Source organism: Actinomadura sp. RB99 (genome assembly GCF_014706005.1).
Taxonomy (GTDB): Bacteria; Actinomycetota; Actinomycetes; order Streptosporangiales; family Streptosporangiaceae; genus Spirillospora.
The window spans coordinates 118087-143039 of the sequence record NZ_JABMCA010000017.1; the positions used below are offsets into that span (position 1 = coordinate 118087).

Annotated in this window: 19 protein-coding genes; 8 read left to right on the top strand and 11 right to left on the bottom strand. The window is 72.0% G+C overall.

Going from position 1 to position 24953, the window contains the following annotated elements; translation table 11 throughout:
* Positions 1-94: 94 nt before the first annotated feature.
* Complete coding sequence (locus amrb99_RS18075) at positions 95-1042, bottom strand: tRNA (adenine-N1)-methyltransferase (protein WP_190857191.1); 948 nt, start codon at positions 1040-1042, stop codon at positions 95-97.
* 109 nt (positions 1043-1151) lie between these two features.
* The gene (locus amrb99_RS18080) at positions 1152-2339 is read right to left on the bottom strand and encodes a site-2 protease family protein (RefSeq protein WP_190857193.1); all 1188 of its coding nucleotides are present in this window, start codon (positions 2337-2339) and stop codon (positions 1152-1154) included.
* Between the two features lie 134 nt (positions 2340-2473).
* Here amrb99_RS18080 and amrb99_RS18085 point away from each other — a divergent pair, with 134 nt between their 5' ends.
* The 5 genes from amrb99_RS18085 (at position 2474) to amrb99_RS18105 (ending at position 9301) form a co-directional block, all read left to right on the top strand.
* Positions 2474-3412, top strand: coding sequence for a PD-(D/E)XK nuclease family protein (locus amrb99_RS18085; RefSeq protein WP_190857195.1), 939 nt, complete (start codon positions 2474-2476; stop codon positions 3410-3412).
* Positions 3413-3557: 145 nt separating this feature from the next.
* Positions 3558-4781, top strand: coding sequence for a histidine kinase (locus amrb99_RS52465; RefSeq protein WP_190857197.1), 1224 nt, complete (start codon positions 3558-3560; stop codon positions 4779-4781).
* A gap of 179 nt (positions 4782-4960) precedes the next feature.
* Positions 4961-5641, top strand: a complete 681-nt coding sequence (locus amrb99_RS18095; protein WP_307799995.1) for a response regulator transcription factor — start codon at positions 4961-4963, stop codon at positions 5639-5641.
* 334 nt (positions 5642-5975) lie between these two features.
* Positions 5976-6806 carry an ATP-binding cassette domain-containing protein gene (locus tag amrb99_RS18100; RefSeq protein ID WP_190857199.1) on the top strand — a complete coding sequence of 277 codons (831 nt, stop codon included), beginning with the start codon at positions 5976-5978 and terminating at the stop codon, positions 6804-6806.
* The gene (locus amrb99_RS18105) at positions 6803-9301 is read left to right on the top strand and encodes an FtsX-like permease family protein (RefSeq protein WP_241755651.1); all 2499 of its coding nucleotides are present in this window, start codon (positions 6803-6805) and stop codon (positions 9299-9301) included. Before amrb99_RS18100 ends, amrb99_RS18105 begins: the two co-directional genes overlap by 4 nt.
* A 262-nt stretch (positions 9302-9563) precedes the next feature.
* Here the strand turns inward: amrb99_RS18105 and amrb99_RS18110 are convergent, their stop codons facing one another.
* From amrb99_RS18110 to metH, 8 genes are all read right to left on the bottom strand, one after another.
* Positions 9564-10622, bottom strand: a complete 1059-nt coding sequence (locus tag amrb99_RS18110; RefSeq protein ID WP_241755665.1) for an ABC transporter ATP-binding protein — start codon at positions 10620-10622, stop codon at positions 9564-9566.
* Between the two features lie 122 nt (positions 10623-10744).
* The gene (locus amrb99_RS18115) at positions 10745-11815 is read right to left on the bottom strand and encodes an ABC transporter ATP-binding protein (protein WP_190857204.1); all 1071 of its coding nucleotides are present in this window, start codon (positions 11813-11815) and stop codon (positions 10745-10747) included.
* Positions 11815-12828, bottom strand: coding sequence for an ABC transporter permease subunit (locus tag amrb99_RS18120; RefSeq protein ID WP_190857206.1), 1014 nt, complete (start codon positions 12826-12828; stop codon positions 11815-11817). Before amrb99_RS18120 ends, amrb99_RS18115 begins: the two co-directional genes overlap by 1 nt.
* A 104-nt stretch (positions 12829-12932) precedes the next feature.
* The gene (locus amrb99_RS18125) at positions 12933-14693 is read right to left on the bottom strand and encodes an ABC transporter substrate-binding protein (RefSeq protein ID WP_206699990.1); all 1761 of its coding nucleotides are present in this window, start codon (positions 14691-14693) and stop codon (positions 12933-12935) included.
* 55 nt (positions 14694-14748) lie between these two features.
* On the bottom strand, positions 14749-15741 hold the full coding sequence (locus amrb99_RS18130) for an ABC transporter permease subunit (protein WP_190857210.1): 993 nt from the start codon (positions 15739-15741) through the stop codon (positions 14749-14751).
* Positions 15742-16172: 431 nt separating this feature from the next.
* A complete protein-coding gene (locus tag amrb99_RS18135; RefSeq protein WP_190857212.1) occupies positions 16173-16610 on the bottom strand; it encodes a hypothetical protein in 438 nt (145 codons plus the stop codon).
* Between the two features lie 322 nt (positions 16611-16932).
* Positions 16933-17595, bottom strand: coding sequence for an HAD family phosphatase (locus tag amrb99_RS18140; RefSeq protein WP_190857214.1), 663 nt, complete (start codon positions 17593-17595; stop codon positions 16933-16935).
* 79 nt (positions 17596-17674) lie between these two features.
* Positions 17675-21151: a methionine synthase gene (gene metH, locus amrb99_RS18145; RefSeq protein ID WP_190857216.1), complete on the bottom strand. Its 3477-nt coding sequence runs from the start codon at positions 21149-21151 to the stop codon at positions 17675-17677.
* Between the two features lie 193 nt (positions 21152-21344).
* Here metH and amrb99_RS18150 point away from each other — a divergent pair, with 193 nt between their 5' ends.
* From amrb99_RS18150 to amrb99_RS18160, 3 genes are all read left to right on the top strand, one after another.
* A complete protein-coding gene (locus amrb99_RS18150) occupies positions 21345-21803 on the top strand; it encodes a universal stress protein (protein ID WP_151541552.1) in 459 nt (152 codons plus the stop codon).
* A gap of 179 nt (positions 21804-21982) precedes the next feature.
* Positions 21983-22825: a PAC2 family protein gene (locus tag amrb99_RS18155; RefSeq protein WP_190857218.1), complete on the top strand. Its 843-nt coding sequence runs from the start codon at positions 21983-21985 to the stop codon at positions 22823-22825.
* Positions 22826-23055: 230 nt separating this feature from the next.
* A complete protein-coding gene (locus tag amrb99_RS18160) occupies positions 23056-23589 on the top strand; it encodes a TrmH family RNA methyltransferase (RefSeq protein ID WP_190857220.1) in 534 nt (177 codons plus the stop codon).
* A gap of 88 nt (positions 23590-23677) precedes the next feature.
* On the opposite strand, the gene mshC is transcribed toward amrb99_RS18160, so the two are convergent.
* Positions 23678-24907 (bottom strand): cysteine--1-D-myo-inosityl 2-amino-2-deoxy-alpha-D-glucopyranoside ligase, encoded by a 1230-nt coding sequence (mshC, locus tag amrb99_RS18165; RefSeq protein WP_190857222.1) that lies wholly within the window; start codon positions 24905-24907, stop codon positions 23678-23680.
* Positions 24908-24953 lie beyond the last annotated feature (46 nt).

Sequence of the window (24953 nt, forward strand, 5' to 3'; positions counted from 1 at the left end):
TGTCGCTGTGCTTATTGCAAGCCCGTCGCAGTGCGCTCGTCTGCGGGGCGGGTGTTTTGCGAAGTTCCGCGGGCGGGGCGGCCCGCGGAGGGGGTCAGGATTCGGCGGGCGTCTCGGGGAAGGACGCGGGCGTGTCGGGGGCGGGGGCGGGCGTCTCGGGGACGGGGTGGGCGCCCTTAGCGGGGCGCCGGCGGCGGGCGGGCGGGGTGACGCCGTCGGCGAGGCGGCGGGCGGTGACGAGGAAGCCTGTGTGGCCGACCATGCGGTGGTCGGGGCGGACGGCGAGGCCGTCGACGTGCCAGGAGCGCAGGAGGGTCTCGAAGGCGTAGGGCTCGGCGAAGGCGCCGTGGGCGCGCAGGTCCTCGACGACGCGGGACATCTGGGTGGTGGTGGCGATGTAGGCGCAGACCATGCCGCCGGGGATGAGGGCCTTGGCGACGGCGTCGAGGGTCTCCCAGGGGGCGAGCATGTCGAGGACGACGCGGTCGGCCTCGGTCTCGGTGAGGGCGTCCTCGAGGGAGCCGACGGTGAGGCGCCAGGAGGGGTGGGGGCCGCCGAAGAACTTCTCGACGTTGGCGCGGGCGATGTCAGCGAAGTCGGGGCGGCGCTCGTAGGAGGAGACGAGGCCGTGTTCGCCTACGGCGCGCAGGAGGAAGCAGCTGAGGGCGCCGGAGCCGGCGCCGGCCTCGATGACGCGGGCGCCGGGGAAGATGTCGGCCATGGCGACGATCTGGGCGGCGTCCTTGGGGTAGACGACGGCGGCGCCGCGGGGCATGCGGACGGCGAAGTCGGCGAGGAGGGGGCGGAAGGCGAGGTATTCGACTCCGCCGCTGGAGCGGTAGACGGTGCCTTCGGGGCTGCCGATGATGTCGTCGTGGGGGACGGAGCCCTTGTGGGAGTGGTAGAGCTTGCCGGGCTGGAGGGTGATGGTGTTGATGCGGCCTTTGGGGTCGGTGAGCTGAACCTGGTCTCCGGGCCGGAACGGGCCGTGCGGGATGCGGCCGGTGGACGGTGCGGGCTCGGTGGGCCGGGGTTCGCTCATGGTGGTCAAGGCTAGCGCCGGGCGGGTGGAGCTCAGGCCGTCCGTCCGGTCGGGGCGGGCTGGTGGGGCGGGCCGTGGGGTGGGCCGTCGGCGCGGGTGGGCGGGGTGGTCAGACGCCGGCGAAGGCGCGGTCGACGTCGGTGACGGCGAGGACGCCGTAGACGCGGCCGTCGGGTTCGGTGAGGAGGTATTCGGAGGCGGGGTTGCGGCGGAGGGCGGTGATGAGGTCCTCGCCGGCGAGGTCGGCGGGGAGGGCGAGGTCGGGTTCGAGGCCGCGGGACAGCTCGCCGACGGTGATCCAGGGGCGGCGGTGCTCGGGGGTGGCGGTGACGGCCTTCTCGCTGACGAGGGCCTGGGGGTTGCCGTCGTGGTCGGCGATGACGAGGGCGCCGGCCTGGTCGGCGTGGGCGCGGCGGATGGCCTCGGCGAGGGGGGTGTCGGCGGTGACGAGGGTGGCGCGGCGGGCGAGGCGGCGGGCGGACAGCAGGGGGACGCGGTCGCGGAAGCGTTCTGCGCGGATGGCCTGGGTGGCGCCGACCCAGATGAAGGAGGCGACGAGGGCGGACCACAGGAGGGCGAGCCAGCCGATGCCGCCGGTGCCGCCGTCGGTGCGGTAGGTGGCGAGGTAGGCGCCGGCGATGAGGCAGGCGACGGCGACGGCGCGGCCGATCCAGCCGGCGACGATGGCGCCGCTGCGGCTGTGGCCGGTGGCCTTCCAGACGGCGGCGCGGACGAGGCGTCCGCCGTCGAGGGGGAGGCCGGGCAGCAGGTTGAAGACGCCGACGAGGAGGTTGGCGAAGGTGAGGGCGTCGATGAGGAGGAGGGCGACGTCGGGGAGGGGGAGGACGGCGTGGGCGAGGAGGCCGAGGCCGGCCAGGACGAGGTTGACGAGGGGGCCGGCGAAGGCGATGAGGAATTCGCGGCCGGGGGTGGCGGCCTCGCGTTCGATGGAGGTCTCGCCGCCGAGGATGTGGAGGGTGACGGAGCGGACGGGGAGGCCGAGGACGCGGGCGGTGACGGCGTGGCTGAGTTCGTGGACGAAGACGGAGCCGTAGAGCAGGACGGCGTAGGCGAAGGCGACGAGGTAGCTGAGGGGGCGGTCGATGACGCCGTTGACCTGGCCTTCGAACATGACCGTGACGAGGAGGGCGACCAGGAACCAGCTGGGCGAGACGTAGACGGGGACGCCGAAGGGGCGGCCCATGTAGAGGCCGGGCCGGGCGTCGGGGCCGCCTTTGCGGGGGCCGGGGTCGCCGGCGGGCGTCTTGCCCTGGGTCGGGGGCGCGGTGTTGGTCACGTATCCGATGCTACGGCCCCGTTGGGGCGGGTCGGGGTGGCGGTGCGCGGTGATCTCGGCGGGTGGGCGGGTGATCCCGGCGGGTGCGCGGGGGTGCGGGATTTCGTCGGGGGCGTCGCCTACGCTGCTGTGCCATGACGACGACCGAGACCGGTGGTGAGGTGTCCGTTCCGTCTCCGCGGGGTGGGGGCGGGGTGGAGGTGGTGGGGTCGCTGTCGCCGTCGCGGGCGGGTGATTTCATGACGTGTCCGCTGCTGTACCGGTTCCGGGTGATCGATCGGCTTCCGGAGCGGCCGTCGCCGGCGGCGGTGCGGGGGACGCTGGTGCACGCGGTGCTGGAGCGGCTGTACGACCTGCCGGCGGGCGGGCGGACGGTGGGGGCGGCGCTGGAACTGCTGGGGCCGCAGTGGGAGCGGCTGCTGTCGGCGGAGCCGGAGCTGGGCGGGCTGTTCGGGGACGGCGAGGCCGGGGAGGCCGAGCGGGCGGAGTGGCTGACGCAGGCGGAGCGGATGGTGGAGCGGTACTTCACGCTGGAGGATCCGCGTCGGCTGGAGCCGGCGGAGCGCGAGCTGTTCGTGGAGACGGTGCTGGATTCGGGGTTGAAGCTGCGGGGGTACATCGACCGGGTGGACGTGGCGCCGTCGGGGGACGTGCGGATCGTGGACTACAAGACGGGGACGGCGCCGCGGGCGGATTTCGAGGCGCGGGCGCTGTTCCAGATGAAGTTCTATGCGCTGGTGCTGTGGCGGTTGCAGGGGCGGGTGCCGCGGTTGCTGCAGTTGATGTATCTGGGGAACGGCGAGGTGCTGCGGTACGAGCCGGACGAGCGGGATCTGCGGGCGACGGAGCGGAAGGTGGAGGCTCTGTGGCAGGCGATCCGGCGGGCGATGGATTCGGGTGAGTGGCGGCCGCGGACGAGCCGGTTGTGCGATTGGTGCGATCACAAGGAGCGGTGTCCGGAGTTCGGGGGCACTCCCCCGCCGCTGCCCGCGGTTCCGGTGCGGCGTCCGTCTCCGGCGGATCTGGAGGGCGCGGCGGAGGGCGGCGCGGTGCGGGAGCGCGACGACCTGTAGCGGTGCGGGGTTCCGGGCGCCGCGGGGCGGAGGGGCCCGGCCGCCGCGGGGCGGAGAGGCGGCGTGCGGGGTCATCCTTGGGGAGGATCGCGGATCCGCGCGCAGGAGGGGTCGCGACCTGCTGTGACCTCCTAGGGTGATAGTCGTGTCACCCCGCATCCGTGGTCTTCGTACTTTTCGTGCCTGGCTGCAGGCGCGTCCGCAGGCGGCGGACGCGTTGCTCGCGGCCGGGCTGCTGCTGGTGGGTCTGCCGCAGATGTACCTGCAGGACTTCCCGGAGAGCGGTGACTACGCGGCGTTCCGGGCGCCGGACGCGGTCAACGGACTGATCGTCGTGGTGGTGACGATGGCGCTGGTGTGGCGGCGCCGTCATCCGCTGCCGGTGCTGCTGGTGGTCGTGGCGGGCGAGCTGACGCTGACGGTGTGGGGGTATCCGCCGTCGGTGCCGGACGTGATGTCGTTCCTGATCGCGGTGTACAGCCTGGCGGCGCACCGGGGGCTGGCGCAGAGTGCGCTGGGGGGCGTGGCGGGGTTCGTGTCGTTCCTGGTGTCGCTGGTGATGCTGCCGGTGGGGACGTCGCCGGTGGTGCTGGTGAGCGACTGCGCGCTGGTGGCGGGTGTGTGGGTGCTGGGCCGGAACCTGCGGTTGCGGCGGGCGTATTTCGCGGAGCTGGAGGATCGGGCGGCGCGGCTGGAGCGGGCGCGGGGGACGGACGCGCGGGCGGCGCGGATCGAGGAGCGGTCGCGGATCGCGCGGGAGCTGCACGACGTGGTGGCGCACCATGTGAGCGTGATGACGGTGCAGGCGGGGGCGGCGCGGCGGATCATCGACCGGGATCCGGGGAGCGCGCGGGAGGCGATGTCGACGATCGAGGAGGTCGGGCGGACGGCGCTGAGCGAGATGCGGCGGATCGTGGGGGTGCTGCGGACGGAGCGGGACGCCGACCAGGCGGGGCGGGAGCTGGCGCCGCAGCCGGGTCTGGGGGATCTCGGGGAGTTGCTGGACCATGTGCGGGAGACGGGGTTGTCGGTGCAGTTGTGGATCGAGGGGGAGGCGCGGACGCCGTCGCCGGGGGTGGACGTGGCGGCGTTCCGGTTGATCCAGGAGGCGCTGACGAACACGTTGAAGCATGCGGGGGCGCAGGCGCGGGCGTGGGTGCGGCTGTACTACACGGACGCGGATCTGACGGTGGAGATCGAGGACGACGGCCGGGGCACGGCGACGATCGTGGCGGACGGGACGGACAATCCGGGGCACGGGCTGGTGGGGATGTACGAGCGGGTGGCGCTGTACGGGGGCGAGTTGCGGATCGGGCCGCGGGTCGGCGGGGGGTTCGGGGTGCGGGCGCGGTTCCCGCTGGAGGCGTGAGCGGTGGGGCCGCTCGGGGTGGGCGGTTCGCGAGGCGCTCGATCCCGCCTGGGGGGTGGCGGTCGCGAGGCCGCCGCGGAGGCGCTGCGGGGGCCGCCGCCGGGGCGGGGAGGGCATAGGGTGACGGTGGCCGGTGCGAGGCGAGGAGCGGGGACGATGGACGCAAGCGGGGTGGCCGGGTGAGCGCGGTGCGGGTGCTGCTCGTCGATGATCAGCCGTTGCTGCGGACGGGGTTCCGGCTGATCCTGGAGGCCGAGGCGGACGTCGCGGTGGTCGGCGAGGCCGGGGACGGCGCGGCGGCGGTGGAGATGACGCGGTCGCTGCTGCCGGACGTGGTGCTGATGGACATCCGGATGCCGGGGGTCGACGGGATCGAGGCGACCCGGCGGATCATCCGGGAGGGCGCGGCGTCGCACGATCCGAAGGTGCTGATCCTGACGACGTTCGATCTGGACGAGTACGTGATCGAGGCGGTGCGGGCGGGGGCGAGCGGGTTCCTGCTGAAGGACTCGCCGCCGGAGGATCTGGTGCAGGCGATCCGGATCGTGGCGGAGGGCGACGCGATCGTGGCGCCGAGCGTGACGCGGCGGCTGCTGGACCGGTTCGCGACGCGGCTGCCGGCGGTGCGGGACGCGGCGCCGCCGCCGGGGCTGGACACGTTGACGGCCCGGGAGCGGGAGGTGCTGGCGCACGTGGCGCGGGGCCAGTCGAACGCGGAGATCGCCGCGGAGCTCGTGGTGAGCGAGACGACGGTGAAGACCCATGTCGGGAACGTGCTGGCGAAGCTGGGGCTGCGGGACCGGGTCCAGGCGGTGGTGTACGCGTACGAGACCGGGTTGAGCCGCCCGGGGCAGGGCTGATCGCGGGCGCGGCGGCGGCTTTTCCCGGCCGCGCCGGAGGGGGCCGTCCCTGAGGGCGTGCGGGTGGTGTCCGGGCTGGTGGGGCGGTGTCAGGTGGGTGCGGGGTCAGGGGGCGTCCCTGAGCCGCCCCCTCTTTCGCCGGCCGGTCCCCTACTCCGGTAGGACGACGCGGGTCGCGCGTCTCCTGCCACGGATGGAGTGGTAAGTCCATTCCTGGGGTGCATCTCCGGAGGCGGTCGGACTTCTACTGTTCTGTGTGGTGGGCCGCCGGGGGACGAATCGCGGTCCGCAGCAGTTCGTTTTCCACCTCATCCACTCACACAGGGGAGTTCACGTGACGAACACCGCCCCATCGACCGCTGACGCGCACTCCGCGCCCGGGGCGGGCGACTTCGCCGCACGGGCCCATCAGATCGCCAAGGTGTACGGGCGCGGCGACGCCCGGGTGGTCGCGCTCGACTCGGTGACCGTGGGGATCCCCCGCGGCCGGTTCACCGCGATCATGGGCCCCTCGGGTTCCGGGAAGTCCACGCTGATGCACTGCATGGCGGGGCTGGACTCGGTGGACTCCGGGCAGGTCTTCATCGGCGACACCGAGCTGACGGGGCTGAAGGACAAGCAGCTGACCCGGCTGCGCCGCGACAAGATCGGGTTCATCTTCCAGGCGTTCAACCTGGTCCCGACGCTGACGGCGCTGGAGAACATCACGCTGCCGATGGACATCGCTGGCCGCAGGGCCGACCGGGCGTGGGTGGACGAGGTGATCGACACCGTGGGGCTGCGGCCGCGGCTGAAGCACCGGCCGACGGAGCTGTCGGGCGGGCAGCAGCAGCGGGTGGCGTGCGCGCGGGCGCTGGCGTCCCAGCCGGAGATCATCTTCGCGGACGAGCCGACCGGGAACCTGGACTCGCGGTCCGGCGCGGAGGTGCTGTCGTTCCTGCGCGACTCGGTCACCCGGATGGGGCAGACGATCGTGATGGTGACGCACGACCCGTCCGCGGCGGCGTACGCCGACCAGGTGCTGTTCCTGACGGACGGGCAGATCGTCGACACGATGACCGGGCCGACCGCCGAGCGGGTGCTGGAGCGGATGAAGGGCTTCGAGACGGCGGGCCGCCCGGCCGCCGCGCCGGGCGGGCACGGGCCGGGGGTCGCAGCGCGATGATGGGCAAGGTCACGCTCCGCAACCTGGCGGCGCACAAGATCAGGCTGGTGCTGACGGCCGTCGCGGTGATCCTCGGCGTGGCGTTCGTGGCCGGCACGCTGATCTTCACCGACACGATGAACAAGCGGTTCGACGACCTGTTCAGCCGGGTCGGCAAGAACGTCGCCGTGGACGTGCGGGCCAAGAAGGTCGTCGGCGGCGAGAACGACGGGCAGGCGGCGCAGCCGGTGCCGGCGTCGGTCCTGACGGCGCTGAAGGGCGTCGACGGGGTGAAGGACCCGCAGGGCAACGTGAACGGGTACGCGGCGGTCGTGGGCCGCGACGGGAAGATCGTGGGCTCGGGCGGGCAGGGCCCGCCGCAGCTCGGCACGAACTGGAACGCCGGCGGGTCGTTCGACCTGAAGGCGGGCCGGGTGCCGCACGGGCCCGGCGAGGTGATCATCGACGCGGAGACGGCGAAGAAGGGGAGACTGGCGGTCGGCGACACCGTCGGGGTCGTGTCGTCGGGGCCGCCGCAGCGGATGCGGCTCGTCGGGCTGATCGACACCGGGAACCTGATGGGCGCGAGCGTCACCGCGTTCGACACCCCGACGGCGCAGCGGCTGATGCTGAAGCCCGGCTACTTCAGCGACATCGAGATGGGCACCACCGGCCCGTCGGAGACGCAGCTGCGGGACCGGGTCGCCAAGGTGCTGCCGAACGGCGTGGAGGCCGTCACCGGCACGAAGATGCGCGACGAGAACAAGAGCGACGTCGCGCAGATCATGGGGTTCTTCCGCACGTTCCTGCTGGCCTTCGCGCTGATCTCGATCTTCGTCGGGGCGTTCATCATCTTCAACACGTTCTCGATGCTGGTGGCGCAGCGGACCCGGGAGCTGGCGCTGCTGCGCGCGATCGGCGCGGCCCGCCCGCAGGTGACGCGGGCGGTGATCGGTGAGGCGGTCGCGGTCGGGGTCGTCGGGTCGACGCTGGGCCTGGCGGCCGGCGCGGGCCTGGCGGCGCTGCTGCAGACGCAGATGGGCGACGCCGGCTCGGGCGGGCTGACGTTCACCCTCACGCCGGTGGTCTGGTCGTACGTCGTCGGGATCGTGGTGACGGTGGTGTCGGCGTACTTCCCGGCACGGCGCGCGGCGAAGATCCCGCCGGTCGCGGCGATGCGCGACGACGTGGCGCTGCCGCAGCGGACGCTGCGGATCCGGGTCGCGCTCGGGTCGCTGCTGACGCTGATCGGCGCGGGCCTCATCGCGGTGGGCCTGGCCGGCGGCGGCGGGAACCCGGCGGTGCCGGTCGGCGGGGGCGCGTTCGCGGTGTTCATCGGGGTCGCGATGCTCGCGCCGGTGATCAGCGTGCCGGTGGTGAAGGTGCTGGGGTGGCCGTTCGCGCGGCTGATGGGCGCGCCGGGCCGGCTCGCCCGGCAGAACGCGCTGCGCAACCCGCGCCGCACCGCCGCGACCGCCGCGGCGCTGATGATCGGCCTGGCGCTGATCACCACGGTGAACGTGCTGGGCGCGACGATGCGCGCGTCGATCGACGAGCAGGTGGACGCGCAGTTCGGCGCGGACTACCTCGTGCAGGCCACCGGCGGCGACATCACCGCGGACGCCACGCAGAAGATCAAGGCGGCGGCGGGGGTGGAGTCGGCGTCGCCGACCTACGAGGGCACCGCGAAGATCGCCGGGAAGCGCGGCACGTACATGTCCGGCGACGTCGGCGTGATCGCCAAGGCGGCGCGGCTGAAGATGGTGTCGGGCAGCACCGCGATCGGCGCGGGCGGGCTGATGGTGAACGAGTCGACCGCCAAGGACAACGGCTGGCGGGTCGGGTCGACGGTGCCGGCGCTGTTCCCGGACGGCAGGACCGAGCAGCTGAAGGTGACGGGGATCTTCGAGAAGAGCGACCTGATCGGCGGCCGGATCGTCTCGGAGCAGGTGTACCTGCGGCACACGGTGCGGCCGTCGGTGGACGCGGTGCTGGTGAACGCGGCGAAGACGGACGCGGCGACGAAGGCGTCGATCGAGTCGGCGCTGAAGGCGTACCCGAACCTGAAGGTGTCGGACCAGTCGTCGCTGAAGAAGGACGCCCGCAAGCAGGTGGACGGGTTCGTGACGTTCCTGTCGATCCTGCTGGCCATGTCGGTGATCATCGCGGCGGTCGGGGTCGTCAACACGCTGGCGCTGTCGGTGATCGAGCGGACCCGGGAGATCGGGCTGCTGCGGGCGATCGGCATCAGCCGCCGCCAGCTGCGGCGGATGATCCGGGTCGAGTCGATCGTGATCGCGGTGTTCGGCGCCGTGCTCGGGATGGGCATCGGCGTGGCGTTCGGGGCGGCGCTGCAGAACGCGCTGAAGGGCCAGGGGCTCGGTGTGCTGGCGGTGCCGTACGGGACGCTGGCGGTGTACCTGGTGGTCGCCGCGGTGATCGGTGTGCTGGCGGCGCTGTGGCCGGCGTGGCGCGCCGGTCGGATGGACGTGCTGAAGGCCATCTCCACGGACTGACCGGCGGCTCCCGTCCCGAAGCCCCGGCCCCCTTCAGCGGGGGGCCGGGGCTTCGCCGTGTCGCGAGGACGCCGCGAGCGGCCAGCGTCGCGCAGGGACGGTGCCGCGCGACAGAAGGCGAGGGGCTCCCCTCGGGAGACGACCGCTCCGGTGTCAGGGGCGGCTGCCGAGCGGGGGAATGACGAAGCCCCGGTCCCCCTGTGCGGGGGCCGGGGCTTCGGCGTGCCGGAGGCGCGCCCGAGGGCGGTCCTGCGGCCGGGGCCTACTCGCCGGTCTCGGCGTCGGACTCGGCGGCCGGCGCGGTCCCCGGCGCCACCGCGGCCTTCGCGACCTCGTCGGTCGCCGACACGGTGGTGTTCTCCGGGAAGTGGCACGCGGCCTGGTGGCCGTGGCTGAGCTCGATCAGCGGCGGCTCGACCTGCTTGCAGATGTCCTGCGCCTTCCAGCAGCGGGTGTGGAACCGGCACGCGGGCGGCGGGTCGAGGGGGCTCGGCACGTCGCCCTGCAGCCGGATCCGCTGCCGCTCGCCGCGCTGGCTCGGGTCCGGGACCGGCACCGCCGACAGCAGCGCGTTGGTGTACGGGTGCATGGGCCGCTCGTACAGGTCGTTGCGGTCCGCGATCTCGACGATCTTGCCGAGGTACATGACGGCGACCCGGTCGGAGATGTGCCGGACGACCGACAGGTCGTGCGCGATCACCACGTAGGTGAGGTCGAGCTCGTCCTGCAGGTCCTCCAGCAGGTTGACGACCTGCGCCTGCACCGACACGTCCAGGGCCGACACCGGCTCGTCCGCGACGATCAGCTTCGGCTTGAGCGCCAGCGTGCGGGCGATCCCGATGCGCTGGCGCTGGCCGCCGGAGAACTCGTGCGGGTACCGGTTGTAGTGCTCGGGGTTGAGGCCGACCAGCTCCAGGATCTCCTGGACGGCCTTCTTCACCCCGTTCTCGGTGGCGATGTTCTGCAGCCGGAACGGGGCCCCGACGATCGCGCCGACCGTCTTGCGGGGGTTCAGCGACGAGTACGGGTCCTGGAAGATCATCTGGAGGTCGCGGCGGAGCGGCCGCAGCCGCCCCTGGGACATCGTGGTGATGTCCTGCCCCTCGAAGGTGATCTTGCCGAAGCTCGGGTCCAGCAGCCGCATGATCATCCGGCCGGTGGTGGACTTGCCGCAGCCCGACTCCCCCACCAGGCCGAGGGTCTCGCCCTTGCGGACCGAGAACGACACGCCGTCGACGGCCTTCACCGCCGCGACCTGCCGGCGCAGCAGCCCCGCGGTGACGGGGAAGTGCTTGCCGAGGTTCTCCACCTCCAGCAGCATCTCCCCGTCCCGGATGGGACGGGGCGCCGCCGCGTCGGCGGAGGTCTCCGCGGCGCCGGGGACGGTGGTCCCCGGCGCGGCGGTGTCAGAAGTGCTCACAGTCTTGTTCCCACCCGTGCTCGTCACAGCTTCGGCCGGATCTCGGATTCCCAGATCTCCTGCTTCTTCTCGAGCGGGAGATGGCAGGCCACCCTGTGGCCCGGGACCGCCTCGACCAGTTCGGGACGCACCGTCGTGCACTTGTCCCCGTTGAGGTCCTTGTAGGCGCACCGCGGGTTGAACGCGCATCCCTGCGGCACGTTGATCAGGCTCGGCGGGGTGCCCTTGATCGGCATCAGCCGTTCGGTGCGCTCCCGGTCCAGCCGCGGCATCGACCCGAGCAGCCCCCACGCGTAGGGGTGCAGCGGCCCGTGGAAGGCGTCCTCCACCGACGCGTACTCGGCGCACCGGCCCGCGTACATCACCAGGATGTCGTCCGACAGCTCCGCGACCACCCCGAGATCGTGGGTGATCATGATGACGGCGGAGTTGAACTCCTGCTGCAGGTCCCGGATCAGGTCGAGGATCTGCGCCTGGACGGTCACGTCCAGCGCCGTGGTCGGCTCGTCCGCGATCAGCAGCTCCGGGTCGCACGACAGCGCCATCGCGATCATCGCACGCTGCCGCATGCCGCCGGAGAACTGGTGGGGGTAGTCGTCGACCCGCTTGTCCGGCTTCGGGATGCCGACGCGGCCGAGCATGTCGATGGCGTGCTTGCGCGCCACCTGCTTGGACACGTCGTTGTGGACCCGGTACGCCTCGATGATCTGCGCGCCCACCGTGTAGAAGGGGTGCATCGACGACAGCGGGTCCTGGAAGATCATCGCCATCTTGCGGCCGCGCAGCCGGCGGACCTCGCCGGGCGACGCGCCGACGAGTTCCTGGCCGTCGAGCCAGATCTCGCCGGACACGTTGGCGTTGCTGCGGTTGTGCAGGCCGAGGACGCCGAGGCTCGTGACGCTCTTGCCGGAGCCGGACTCGCCGACGATGCCGAGCGTGCGGCCCTTCTCCAGCTGGAACGACAGCCCGTCGACCGACTTCACCAGACCGTCGTCGGTCGGGAAGTGGATCTTCAGGTCGCGGACCTCGAGGAACGCCGTGGGAGCCTCCCCGGCGCCCGCGGCGGGCCCGGCGGCCGGCGTGGTGTCGGTCATCAGCCCAGCCTCACTCTCGGGTCGATGATGGCGTACAGGAGGTCGACGACCAGGTTGATCATGACGATGAAGAACGCGGCGAGCGTGGTGACGCCGAGCACCATCGGCAGGTCGCCGGTGCCGATCGAGCTGATCGCCAGCTGCCCGAGGCCGGGGATGCTGAAGGTGTTCTCGGTGAGCACCGCGCCACCGATCAGCAGCCCGAAGTCGAGGCCGAAGATGGTAAGGATGGGGGTCAGCGAGGCGCGCAGCGCGTGCTTGGTGATGACCGTCTTCTCCGGCAGGCCCTTGGCGCGGGCCGTCCGGATGTAGTCCTCGTTCATCGTTTCCAGCATGCCCGCTCTGGTGAGCCGCGCGTACATCGCGGCGTACAGGAACGCCAGGGTGATCCAGGGCAGCACCAGCGACTCGAACCATGTCACCGGGTTCTGGCTGATGCCCACGTAACTGCCTCCGCCGGGGAAGATGCCCAGCTTGTAGGAGAACAGGGCGAGCGACACCAGGCCCGTGAAGTAGATGGGCAGCGACACCCCGCTGAGGGCCACCACCATCGCGGCCCTGTCCCAGATGCTGCCTCTCTTCAGCGCCGAGACGACGCCGGTCGACACGCCTGCCACCAGCCAGATGATCGCGGCGCCCACGGCCAGCCCCAGGGTCGCCGGGGCGCGGTCCATCAGCGTCGGGAGCACCGGCTGGCTGGTGCGGAAGGAATAGCCGAGGCAGGGCGCCGGGCAGTGGTCGGTGACCGGCCCGGCCTTGAAGTCCTCACCGGCCACGATGCCCTTGAGGTAGTGGCCGTACTGCACCACCACCGGCTTGTCCAGGCCGAGCCGTTCCTTGGTGGCCTGGATCGCCTCTGCCGTCGGGGCCTTGCCGACGTAGGACGCCGCGAGCTGGTCGGTGGTCTGACCCGCCAGCTTCGGAAGCCAGAAGAAGATGCCGAAGGTCACCAGGCTGATGAGCAACAGCATGAGAACGGCGCCGACGAGGCGCCGGATGATGTATGCGAGCACACTGCGCGGCCCCGCCCGCCGACCGGCCGGACCTGTGGGCCCGGTACCGGTCGGCGGGCATCGCCTTCACCTGCCTTCAGATGAACGCATGGACGGAGGGAGACTTACTTCTCCACGCCCATGTTGAGGTAGTCGTACATTCCGCCGTAGCCGGCCGTGATACCGACGTTGGTGACCCGCTTCGGCCGGTAGAGCAGGGCCTTGGCGTAGATCAGCGGGACCTCGACGGCGTCCTGCATGACCATCTGGTCGATGTCGCCGTAGAGCTTGGTCCGCGTGGCCTTGTCGGTGCTGGCGATCGCCTGGTCCAGCGCGGCGTTCACCTTCGGGTTGTCCTCCTCGGCCAGGTTGTTGCCGCCGGAGGGCTTGATGGCCCGGCCGTCGACGATCTGGGAGAGGAAGCCGTAGCCGGTCGGCCAGTCGGCCGCCCACGCCATGAGCATCATGCCGATGCCGTGCTGGTGCACGTAGTTCGGGACGCCGACGTACTTGTTGAAGTAGTCGCCGGCCGGCCACTGCACGATGCTGACGTTGATGCCGACCTTCTTGAGGCTCTGCTGGATGGCCTGGGCCATCGCGACTTCCTTCGGCCGGTCGGACCGGGCCGAGATCTTCGTCGAGAAGCCGTTCGGCTGGCCGCAGGCCGCGAGCTCCTGCTTGGCCTTCGCCAGCGTGGCCGCGTCGAGGCCGTTGCCGCCCGCCGCCTGCTTCTGCGGGAACAGGTCGAACTTGCGGTACCCGTCGACCGTCGGGGGCAGGATCGTCGTGGCGACGTCACCGCCGGCCAGCGGGCCTCCGTAGGCGGTCTGCGCGGCGACCTTGTCGGTCGCGTACTGCACGGCGTTGCGGCAGTGGATGTTGTCCAGCGGCTTGACGTGCAGGTTCAGCGACATGAACCGCAGGTAGCCCTGGATCGGGTTGTCGGTGTACGGCTTCTGCGCCGCCGCCAGCACCTTCGGCTGCGTACCGGCCTGCACGCCCACGCCCGCGACGTCCATGTCGAGCGAACCGGCCAGCAGGCGGTTGTCGATGTCGTCGGCGTTCTGCTTCAGCTGCAGCTCGATCTTGTCGGGCAGCGCCTTGCGGATCGGGTCGGTGCTGGGGTCCCAGTTCGGGTTCCGCGACAGCGTCATCGACTTGCCGCGGGTGTAGTTGTCGACCTTGTACGGGCCGCTGGAGACGATCGACGACTCGTACTTCAGGCCGGTGTCCTTGGCCTTCGGCACGGGGATCGTCTGCGACATCGCCACCAGGTCGTCGAACTCCGAGAACGGCTTCGACAGGTGGAAGATGATCGTGCTGTCGTCCGGCGTCTCGATCGACTTCAGGCCCTCGTCGCTCTTGTCCTTGTAGGGACCCTTGTACGCGGGTTTGTTGTCGATCAGGTAGGTCTTGAAGTACTTCGGACCGAGCTGCAGCTCGTCGGTGAAGTTGGAGCGCTCGACGGCGTACTTCACGTCCTTGGACGTGACGGGGGTGCCGTCGTCGTACTTCACGCCGGTGCGCAGCTTGTAGGTCCAGGTCTTCGCGCCGTCGCTCGGCTGACCGGGCGCGGTCGCCAGGTCCGGGACGATCTGCTTGCTCTCGTCGCCCGCGGCCGGCTTGAAGGTCATCAGGCCCCGGCCGTAGAAGCGCGAGAAGTTCTGGTCCCACGCGTAGTACTGGTTGCCCGGGTCCGGCGAGTCGAAGTCGTCGGACATCGCCAGGCGGAGGGTGCCGCCCTTCTTGTCCGACTGGTTGATGACCTTGTCGACCGCGGCGTTGTAGCCGGGTCCGCTCCCCGAGCCGCCCGAGTCGCCGCCGCCGCAGGCGGCGAGGCCCGCCGCGGCGAGCGCGCCGGCCGCGAGGGCCGCGATTGGTCTCATCTTGTTCATGTGCAGGCGCACCCCATTCATTTCTCCGGGTCGGATGAACCCGAGGTCACTTGGCCCGAGGGTCGAGAGCGTCCCGCAGCCCGTCACCGAGCAGGTTGAAGGCGAGGACGGTGATGAAGATCGCCACACCGGGGACGATCATGTACATCGGGTCGGAGGAGTAGATCGGCACCGCGAGGGTCAGCATGCCGCCCCACGACGGGGTCGGCGGGATCACGCCGACGCCGAGGAACGACAGCGCCGCCTCGAACAGGATGTTCGTCGGGATCAGCAGGGTCGAGTAGACCAGGATCGGCGCGACGAGGTTCGGCAGGATCTCCTTGAACAGGATGTAGGAGTTCCGGGCGCCCATGCTGCGGGCCGCGTCGACGAACTCGCGTTCGCGCAGCGAGAGGGTCTGGCCGCGGATGATCCGGCCGATGTAGGGCCAGTTGAAGAACCCGATGACGAAGATCAGCACCCAGACCCGCAGGCCGTTGCCGCTCAGCCCGAACGAGCCGTCGGAGATGACGGCGACCAGCGCGATCGCGAACAGCAGCAGGGGGAACGCGAGGAAGGCGTCCATCGCCCGGCTGATGAGCGTGTCGACCCAGCCGCCGAAGTAGCCGGCGGTGATGCCGAGGACGGTGCCGATCACCACCGACAGCACGGTCGCGAGGAACGACACCAGCAGCGAGATCCGGGCGCCGTGCACGATCCGGGCGAGCAGGTCGCGGCCGGTGCCGGGCTCCACCCCGAGGAGGTGGTCGGCGCTGATGCCGGTGTGCCAGATGCCGGTCTTCGGCCGGTTGTAGGTCGGGTCGATCAGGTTCTGGTGGTAGGCCAGCGGCGACTGCACCAGCAGCGGCCCGAAGATCGCCAGGAGGATCAGCAGGACCACGATGACGCCGCCGGCGAGCGCGACCTTGTCGCGCTTGAGTCGCATCCAGGCGATCTGGCCCAGGGAGCGTCCCTGGATCGCCTTGCCGTCGACACCGGCGAGGACCGCTTCCGGCTGCGCCTCGGTGTCGGACCCGGTCACCTCAAGGGGTGCGGCCACGCTCTGTACCTCCTACCGTCCGGCCACTGGTTCGGCCATGCCGCCGCCGGCGCGGTGACCGGCGGTCGCGGAGATCATCCGCTGACCCCGTGCCCGTTACGCCGCGTTTGCTGAAGGGAAAGGTAGCCCCTCGGCCATGACTGTCCATCCGTGAGACGGGCTGCACCAGTACCCGTATCTGAGTTGTGATCTCGTCGTCATCTCGGGCATACGTGCTCGGCCATCACGTCGGACAAATCGCCCGAATAGTACGTTCGCCTGTGCCGTGCTCCGCAACACGAAAGCGGTCTAGACCGGCAAGCTTTACCGTACTGAGTCCGTTCTGAGATCGATCGTCCGCAGGTCAGCGCCCCGGAGCGCAGAAACGGCGGGCCGGGACGCCCCCCGAGGGGGACGTCCCGGCCCGCCGCCGGACCCGCCGGGACCGGGCGTCAGGAGATGCCGCGGTCGCGCAGGATCTTCTCGATCTCCGCCATCTCCGGGTCGCCGGACGGCTGCGCGCCGCCCACCTCGCCCCGGGGCTTGCCGCCGCGCCCGGCCGCCTTCGGCTCGCCCTTGCCGCGCGCCGCGGCCTTCCCGCCGCCGTCACCGGATTCGCCGCCCGCCCGGCGGCTCAGCATCGCGCCGGAGGTCAGGTAGAGCAGAACGGCCAGCCCCGCCACCCCGACCCCGGCCCACTTCACCGGGCTGAACGCCAGGTCGACGAAGAACTCGGTCACCCCGGTCATCGCGGCGGCCAGCGGCACCAGCGACAGCGCGGCGCCGCGCATCCCCGACGCCGCCCCGCGGCGCCGGTAGACCCCCCAGCTGATGACCAGCCCGACCAGGGTCACCCCGAGGCTGATCAGATCGATCGCCGTGTCGCTCATGTCGGCCCCTCACTCCGTACGGTGCTGCTCTGCGGGCGCTGCTCCCTCCATCGTCACACGTCCGGGCCCCGATTCCGCTCCTCCCGGCGGACGGTTTGCGGACATTCCGGTCTCCTCCTCCGGCGTGATCCGTCCCCTAGGGACCGCCGCCCGGGGCCGCGGCCGCCCTCTGCCTCCACGGGGCCACGCGCCCGCAGGCCAGAGCCGGGCCGTGCTCGGGCGCTGCCGTAAAAGATCAACGTCGCGCAACGGTTGGACGTCGAACCGGTCGACGGGGCCTCCTCACGCCCCCTCGGAGCGGCCCGTCCCGGGGCGCCGGACCTCATCCGACCAGCGAGAACAGCCGTTCCAGGGTCACCTCGCGCAGCGACGCGGCCACGGTGCGTCCGGGCGCCGGCGGGATCGGCAGCACGCTCGGCACCGCGACCGTCACGCAGCCCGCCGCCTCCCCCGCGGCGACCCCGTTCGGGGAGTCCTCCAGCACGACGCAGCGGCCCGGGACCGCGCCCAGGCGGGCCACCGCGGTCAGGTACGGCTCCGGGTCGGGCTTGGTGCGCGCGACCTCGTCGCCGGCGACGCTGAGCGCGAAGAACCCGCGGCCGACCGCGTCCAGCACCGGATCGATCAGCCGCCGGTGGCTGGAGGACACCAGCGCCGCGGTGACGCCCGCGTCCTTCAGTTCCACCAGCAGCTCCTTGGCGCCCGGCATCAGCGGCACGCTCTCGCTCAGCCGCTCGTGCATGCCGTCCAGCATCCGCCGCCCCACCTCCTCGGGCGGGACGTCCGCGCCGGTCAGCCGCAGCATGTAGTCGACCGCGACACCGAGGGACCCGCCCACCAGCGCCCGCTGGTGCTCCTCGCCCCACTCGCCGCCGAGCCACGCGACCACCTGCGACTCGACCTCCAGCCACACCCGCTCGGAGTCGACCAGCAGCCCGTCCATGTCGAACAGCACGGCCTGAAGGCCCCCGTGACCGTCCCCCAAATCGTCCTTCCCTTCCTCGTCGCCGACGGCGCGCGTCCCCGCGCGCCGTGTGCCGTGTGCGGCCGTGCGGCGTGCGCCGTCACGTGTTGAAGTACTTGGCCTCCGGGTGGTGGACGACCAGCGCGTCCGCCGACTGCTCGGGCGCCAGCTGCAGCTCCTCCGACAGCGTCACCCCGATCCGGCCCGGGTCCAGCAGCCCGACGAGCTTGGTACGGTCCTCCAGGTCGGGGCAGGCCGCGTAGCCGAAGGAGAACCGGGCGCCCCGGTAGCCGAGCTTGAAGAAGTCCTCGATGTCGGCGGAGTCCTCGCCGCCGAAGCCGAGCTCGGCGCGGATCCGGGCGTGCCAGTACTCCATCAGCGCCTCGGTGAGCTGCACCGACAGCCCGTGCAGCTCGAGGTAGTCGCGGTAGGCGTTCTTGGCGAACAGCTCCGCGGTCGCCTCGGCGATCCGCGGGCCCATCGTGACGAGCTGCAGCGCGACCACGTCGGTCTCGCCCGACTCGCGGGGCCGGAAGAAGTCGGCCAGGCACAGGTGCCGGTCGCGGCGCTGGCGCGGGAACGCGAACCGCTCCCGCTCCGACCCGTCCTCGTTGAGGACGACCAGGTCATCACCCTCCGACACGGCCGGAAAGTAGCCGTACACGACTCCGGCCTCGATCAGGCCCTCGGTCTGGACACGGTCCAGCCACATCCGCAGCCGGGGCCGCCCCTCGCTCTCCACCAGCTCCTCGTAGGTGGGGCCGTCCCCGCCGCGCGACGGCTTGAGGCCCCACTGGCCCATGAAGGTAGCGCGCTCGTCGAGGCAGGCGGCGTAGTCGGCGAGGGCGAGGCCCTTGACGACCCGGGTGCCCCAGAACGGCGGCTCGGGGACCCGGTTGTCGGTGGCGACGTCGGAGCGGGCGGGCATGTCCTGCGGCTCGGTGACGTCGAGGGTCGCGCCGCGCCGCACCCGGCGCTCGCGCAGCGGCGGCAGGCTCGCGCCCTCCTCGCCGCGCTTGACCGCCATGAACGCGTCCATCAGCCGCAGCCCCTCGAACGCGTCGCGGGCGTAGCGGACCTCGCCGTCGTACAGCGCGGCGAGATCCTGCTCGACGTAGGCGCGGGTGAGGGCGGCGCCGCCCAGCAGCACCGGCCACTCCCCCGCCAGGCCGCGGGCGTTCAGCTCCTCGAGGTTCTCCTTCATGACCACGGTGGACTTCACCAGCAGCCCGGACATGCCGATCACGTCGGCGCGGTGCTCGCGGGCGGCCTCCAGGATCGCCGACACCGGCTGCTTGATGCCGATGTTGACGACGTCGTAGCCGTTGTTGGACAGGATGATGTCGACGAGGTTCTTGCCGATGTCGTGGACGTCGCCCTTGACGGTGGCGAGCACGATCCGGCCCTTGCCGCCGTCCTCGGACCTCTCCATGTGCGGTTCGAGGCGCGCGACGGCGGTCTTCATCACCTCGGCGGACTGCAGCACGAACGGCAGCTGCATCTGCCCGGACCCGAACAGCTCGCCGACGGTCTTCATGCCGTCCAGCAGCACGTCGTTGACGATCTCCAGGGCGGGGCGCTGCGCCAGCGCCTCGGCCAGGTCGGCGTCCAGGCCGTCGAGCTCGCCGTCGACGATGCGGCGCTTCAGCCGCTCCCACAGCGGCAGCGCCAGCAGCTCCGCGGCCCGGTCGGCCTTCAGCGCGGCGGTGTCGACGCCCTCGAACAGCTGCATGAACGCGTGCAGCGGGTCGTAGCCGCCGGACCGGCGGTCGTAGATCAGGTCGAGGGCGACCTTGCGCTGCTCCTCGGGGATGCGCGCCATCGGCAGGATCTTCGACGCGTGCACGATCGCCGAGTCGAGGCCGGCGTCCACGCACTCGTGCATGAAGACCGAGTTCAGCACGGCCCGCGCCGCCGGGTTCAGGCCGAACGACACGTTCGACAGCCCGAGGGTGGTCTGCACGTCCGGATGGCGGCGCTTCAGCTCGCGGATCGCCTCGATCGTCTCCAGCGCGTCGCGGCGCGACTCCTCCTGGCCGGTGCCGATGGTGAAGGTGAGGCAGTCGACGACGACGTCCTGGACGCGCATCCCCCAGCGGCCGGTCAGCTCGGCGATCATCCGGGAGGCGATCGCGACCTTGCGGGCGGCGGTGCGGGCCTGGCCCTCCTCGTCGATGCACATCACGACGACGGCGGCGCCGTGCTCGCGGACGACCGGCATCAGCCGGCGCAGCTTGGAGCCTTCACCGTCGCCGTCCTCGAAGCTGACGGAGTTGACGACGGCGCGGCCGCCGAGCATCTCCAGCCCCGCCTCGATCACCGGGACCTCGGTGGAGTCCAGCACGATCGGCGGCGTCGCGGCGGTCGCGAGCCGGAACGCCAGCTCCTTCATGTCGGCGACGCCGTCGCGGCCGACGTAGTCGACGCACAGGTCCAGCAGGTGGGCGCCGTCGCGGGCCTGGTCGCGGGCGATCTTCACGCAGTCGTCCCAGCGGCGCTCCAGCATCGCCTCCCGGAACGCCCGGGACCCGTTGGCGTTGGTCCGCTCCCCGATCGCCAGGTAGGAGGTGTCCTGCCGGAACGGGACGTGCTGGTAGAGCGACGAGGCGCCCGGCTCGGGACGGGGGCGCCGCTCGGCGACCTCCCGCCCGCGGACCCGCTCGACGACCAGCTGCAGGTGCTCGGGGGTGGTGCCGCAGCAGCCGCCGACGAGCGACAGCCCGTAGTCGCGGGTGAAGGCGTCGTGCGCGGCGGCCAGCTGCTCGGGCGTGAGCGGGTAGCGGGCGCCGTCGGCGGTCAGCTCCGGCAGCCCCGCGTTCGGCATGCACGACAGCCCGATGCGGGCGTGCCGGGCGAGGTAGCGCAGGTGCTCGCTCATCTCGGCGGGGCCGGTGGCGCAGTTCAGGCCGATGAGGTCGAGGCCGAGCGGCTCCAGGGCGGTCAGCGCGGCGCCGATCTCCGAGCCCATCAGCATGGCGCCGTTCTGCTCGATCGTCACCTGCCCGATCAGGACCGTGTCGGTGCCGGCGGCGGCGATGGCGCGGCGGGCGCCGATCAGCGCGGCCTTGGCCTGCAGGAGGTCCTGGCAGGTCTCCACCAGCACCGCGTCGACGCCGCCCGCGAGCAGTCCCTCGACGTTGCGCCGGTAGGCGTCGCGGAGCTCGGCGAACGGGACGTGCCCGAGGGTGGGCAGCTTGGTGCCGGGGCCGACCGACCCGATCACCCAGCGGGGCCGGTCCGGCGCGGCGAACGAGTCGGCGGCCTCGCGGGCGATCCGGGCGCCCGCCTCCGCCAGCTCGAAGATCCGGTCGGTGATGCCGTACTCGCCGAGGTTGCCGAGGTTGGCGCCGAAGGTGTTGGTCTCGACGCAGTCGACGCCCGCCGCGAGGTACGCCTCGTGCACCGAGCGGACGATGTCGGGGCGGGTGACGTTGAGGATCTCGTTGCAGCCCTCGTGGCCCTGGAAGTCCTCCAGGGTGGGGCCGGAGTCCTGGAGCATCGTCCCCATGCCCCCGTCGGCCACGACGACGCGCTCCTTCAGGGCCTGACGCAGGGAATGCGGAACGGGAGTGCTCATGGGGTCCCAGACTATCCGCGGGTCTCCGGCGCCCTCCGATCCGTCCACATGGCGGAACGGCCCTCCAAGGCGCCGAGGGGCGCGCGGGACGCGGTGCCCCGCGGAACTGGACGGGCCGTGCAAGAAGACGGTGACGGATGGGTCACCCGACCGATAACGTGCCCCCAGTTACTACCAACGGGTAAGGAACGGCATGAGCGCGTACCGCATGATCCTCGTCGGCACCGACGGCTCGGACTCCTCGTTCCGCGCGGTCGACCGGGCCGCGCAGCTGGCCGCCGCGACCGGCGCCACCCTGCTGCTCGCCTCCGCCTACAGCCCGATGCCCGAGCGCGAGCGCGCCAGCGCCGCCGACCGGCTCGGCGACCTGGCCTACAAGGTGCAGGGCTCCACCCCCGCCGACGACGCGCTGCGCGCGGCGCGCGAGCGGGCCGTGGCGGCGGGCGCCCGGGACATCCAGCAGGAGTCCGTCGAGGGCGACGCCGTCGACGTCATCAGCCGCCTCGCCAAGGAGCGCGGCGCCGAGCTGGTCGTGATCGGGAACCGGGGCCTCAACAGCCTCGCCGGCCGCATCCTCGGCTCCGTCCCGGCGAACCTGTCGCACCGCTCCCCGTGCGACGTGCTGATCGTGCACACGACCGACGGCAAGTGATCCGATCGTGACCTCCGTTCCGCCGCGGGCGTACAGCGCGGGGGTCTGGCGGCGGAACGGTGGGGTAGGTCACTGTCAGGACGTAGGCTGACAGCCACCGATCATGAGCGGGGCCCCCGACCCCGGGAATGAGACCCCCGCCGGTGACGCTGTACCCAGGCGTCGGAAGGAGGCAGCGCGTGATCGAGCTGGAGAGCGTGCCGGAGCTCGTCGAACCGGTGCTCGTGGCCGCCTTTGAGGGATGGAACGACGCCGGGGAGGCCGCGAGCGGGGTCATCCAGCACCTGGAGTCCAGCTGGGACGCGGTACCGGTCGCCGAGCTCGACCCCGACGACTACTACGACTTCCAGGTCACCCGCCCGATCGTGGAGATGGTCGACGGGGAGACCCGCGACATCGCCTGGCCCACCACCCGCGTGTCGTGGGCGCGGCTCCCCAACGGCAAGGACGTCGTGCTGATCCACGGCATCGAGCCGAACATGCGGTGGCGGTCGTTCTGCCGCGAGCTGGTCGGGCTCATGCTGGAGCTGGACGTGCGCAACGTGGTGCTGCTCGGCGCGCTGCTCGCCGACGCGCCGCACACCCGCCCCGTGCCCGTCACCGGCGCCGCGTCCGAGGCCGGGCTGGTCAGCACCCTGCACCTCGAACCGGCCCGCTACCAGGGCCCCACCGGGATCCTCGGGGTGCTGCAGGACGCCTGCGCCAAGGCCGACCTGGACACCGTGTCGCTGTGGGCGGCCGTCCCGCACTACGTCGCGCAGCCGCCGTCGCCGAAGGCGACGCTGGCGCTGCTGCGCCGCGTCGAGGACCTGCTGGACGTCACCGTCCCGCTGGGCGAGCTGCCCGAGGAGGCGCGGGCCTGGGAGAACGGCGTCAACGAGCTCGCCGAGGAGGACTCCGAGGTCGCGGAGTACGTGCGCACGCTGGAGGAGCAGAAGGACGCCACCGAGCTGCCCGAGGCGAGCGGCGACGCGATCGCCCGCGAGTTCGAGCGGTACCTGCGGCGCCGCGACCCCGGCTGACCGGGGGCCGGTCAGTCCTCCGGCTCGTCCGGGCGCTTGACCGACGCGAACACGATCAGTGCGACGAGGACGCCGGGCAGCATCAGCATGACCAGTTCCATGCGCATGCGGCGGACTCTACCCGGCTACACTCGTGGTGTTCAGCGACCCGCCGGTGATGGCCCGCGCACGCCGACAAGTGCGCCCACCATGAGCGTCAGCGATGTGAGGGGCGGCGCCCCCCGGAGGCGGTGACCCGCCCCGCCCGGCCGCCCGCGATCCGCGTGCGGACCCCCCGCGAGCTGCGGCGGCAGCGCCGCGGCCGCCGCCATTCCTGCTGGGACCACCTGATCGCCGCGCCGCTGTGGCCGCTGCACGGCGCGAACCTCGGAACCCTGCTGCGGACCTGCGACGCCGTCGGCGCCTGCCTGGCCGTGCCGCGGTTCCCGTGGGTGCCGGGCGCGCTGGAGCGCGGCAACACGCTGCGCCGCCCCGCGTGCGTGCACTGGGTGAACGACCCGCTCGGCTGGCTGGAGCGCGCCCGCGACGCCGGCACCCGGGTGGTCGGCGTCGAGCTCGCCGACGAGGCGGTCCGGCTCGCCGACCTGCCCGCCGCGCGGACCCGGACCGTGGCCGTCCTCGGCCACGAGCAGCACGGCATCCCCGCCGAGGCCGTCGACCTGCTGGACGAGGCCGTCGAGATCCCGATGGTCGGCGACGGCAGCAGCCTCAACGTCGCCGTCGCCGGATCCCTCGTCCTCTACAAGCTCGCCGGCCTGCTGTGACGCCCCGGGCAACGCCGGAGGCGGTCGGCACCTGGAACGGTCAGCGCCCGGGACGATCGGCGCCCGGGACGATCGGCGCCCGGGACGGTCAGAGGGCGACGCCGAGCAGGGCGTCGGCGAGCGCCCGCACCTGCGCGGGCGAGGACGCGTCGGCGCCTTCGGCGGCGGCCCACGCGTCGATCGCCGCGAGCGCCGCGGGGGCGTCCAGGTCGTCGGCGAGGCGCGCGCGGACCGTGTCGGCGACCGGCCCCGCGGGCGGCCCGGACGGGCGCGCGACGGCGGCGCGCCACCGGTCCAGGCGGGCCTGCGCGGCGCGCAGCTCCGCGTCCGTCCACTCCCAGTCGGACCGGTAGTGGTGGGCCATCAGCGCCAGCCGCACCGCCATCGGGTCGACGCCCGCCTCGCGGAGCTTCGACACGAACACCAGGTTCCCGCGCGACTTCGACATCTTCTCGCCGTGCAGACCGACCATGCCGGCGTGCACGTAGGCGCGGGCGTGCGGCGTCTCCCCCGTCGCGACCTGCGCGTGCGAGGCGCCCATCTCGTGGTGCGGGAACGCCAGGTCCGACCCGCCGCCCTCCACGTCGAAGCCCATGCCGAGGTACTCGACGGAGATCGCCGAGCACTCCACGTGCCAGCCGGGGCGGCCCTCCCCGAACGGGGAGTCCCAGCCGGGCTCCCCGGGCCGCTTCGCCATCCACACCAGCGCGTCCAGCGGGTCGCGCTTGCCGGGCCGGTCCGGGTCGCCGCCGCGCTCGGCGAACAGCGGCGCCATCTCCGTCCGCGTCATCCCGCTGACCTGCCCGAACGCGGGGTCCGCGGTGATCGGGAAGTAGACGTCGCCGTCGACCTCGTAGGTGGCGTCCCGGCCGCGCAGCTTCTCGATCATCTCGACGATCAGCGGGATCGCCTCGACCGCGCCGACGTAGCGCTCCGGCGGCAGGATCCGCAGCGCCGTCATGTCGTCGCGGAACAGCTGGATCTCGCGTTCGGCGAGCTCCCGCCAGTCCTCCCCCGTCTGCTGGGCACGTTCCAGAAGGGGATCGTCGACGTCGGTGACGTTCTGCACGTAGTGGACCGTGTGGCCGAGGTCGCGCCACACCCGGTTGACGAGGTCGAAGGTCAGGTAGGTGTTGGCGTGCCCGAGGTGCGTCGCGTCGTAGGGGGTGATCCCGCAGACGTACATCCGCGCGGTCTCGCCGGGCTCCGTGGGCCGCACCGCGCCCGTCCCGGTGTCGTACAGGCTGAGCCGCCGCGCCGCGGCGGGGAGTCCCGCGTCGCTGAGGCTGGGGACGTCGGAAGCGGGCCACGATCGCATACGGAAAGCTTATCCATGCGCACCTCGCCGTATTACTCCGAGATCG